Source organism: Colwellia polaris (genome assembly GCF_002104515.1).
Classification (GTDB): Bacteria; Pseudomonadota; Gammaproteobacteria; order Enterobacterales; family Alteromonadaceae; genus Cognaticolwellia; species Cognaticolwellia polaris.
The window spans coordinates 1-1,005 of the sequence record NZ_NBOE01000028.1 but is presented as its reverse complement, the minus strand read 5'-3'; the positions used below and the strand labels follow the sequence as shown (position 1 = coordinate 1,005).

Sequence of the window (1,005 nt, the reverse complement as noted above, 5' to 3'; positions counted from 1 at the left end):
TTAACCTGAGATCTGTTTAAGCCGTGTGTTTTAAATGGCCATCAGAGCAAATTCACTCGGTGATAATTTAATACATGGCTTTTGTTCTTTTAGACAATAAGCCACTATGCCAGAAATAACATTCAGCATAAAACCAGTCTCGCTACGATGTCGGCTATGCTCTACTTGTGAAATGTTTTTCAGCTGATCATTTATTGTTTCTATAATGTATCTCTTTGATAACATGGCTCTATCAAACAAGCTGATCGCTTTAGCTTTCATATTTTTACGCACTGTTGTTACCAAATCTATATCATTTTCAGCTAATTTCTCACTTAATTTTTTACCTATATAACCTTTATCCGCATAAAGCTTTCCTGTGAGATTTTGGCATAACTCAGGTATAGGCGTTCTATCATTTGTATTGCCAGGTGTTATCTTCAAAGAAATGATTTCACCTATGTGATTAATCAATAGATGCAATTTAAAGCCGTAAAACCAACCCATGGTTCCTTTGCCTCGCTTAGCAATGCCATTAAAGACTTTGTTACGAGGAATACGAATGTTATGGCAAACTTTAAGACTTGTGGAGTCGACAAAAGCAATGCCCGTAGATTCTCCTTTAACGGTTTGAAAATAAGCACACATAGGGACGATGAGTTCAGACATTTTGTTCAAAAAACGTGTGTAACTTAATAAGTTCGGGAAGTCTTCTAACCAATACTTTCGCACTAATCCTATATAGAAGTTCTTGAAATCACGATGGTTTGATTGATGAAAAGCAATAACGATTGTCATACATTCACTTGTAGACATTTTTGATTGTCGTCTACGCTTCTTAACACCGTCAGTAATTAACTCTGCCTCCCATACAGGTAAAAATTTATGACAAAAATCATCGACATCACAAAAAATATCTATTAGTTTATCCACTTGCCCACCTTGTTTGCTTTCAAATCGTTTTTAGTCGAAAGATCTGATCGCTAGGTGGGCAAATAGTTCCATTCTTATCCAGAATTCAGGTTA

General features: G+C 35.6%; 1 protein-coding gene. It reads right to left on the bottom strand.

Annotation, left to right across the window (positions count from 1 at the left end; all coding sequences use genetic code 11):
* Positions 1-30 precede the first annotated feature (30 nt).
* The gene (locus B6A32_RS19125) at positions 31-912 is read right to left on the bottom strand and encodes an IS982 family transposase (RefSeq protein ID WP_085306506.1); all 882 of its coding nucleotides are present in this window, start codon (positions 910-912) and stop codon (positions 31-33) included.
* Positions 913-1,005 lie beyond the last annotated feature (93 nt).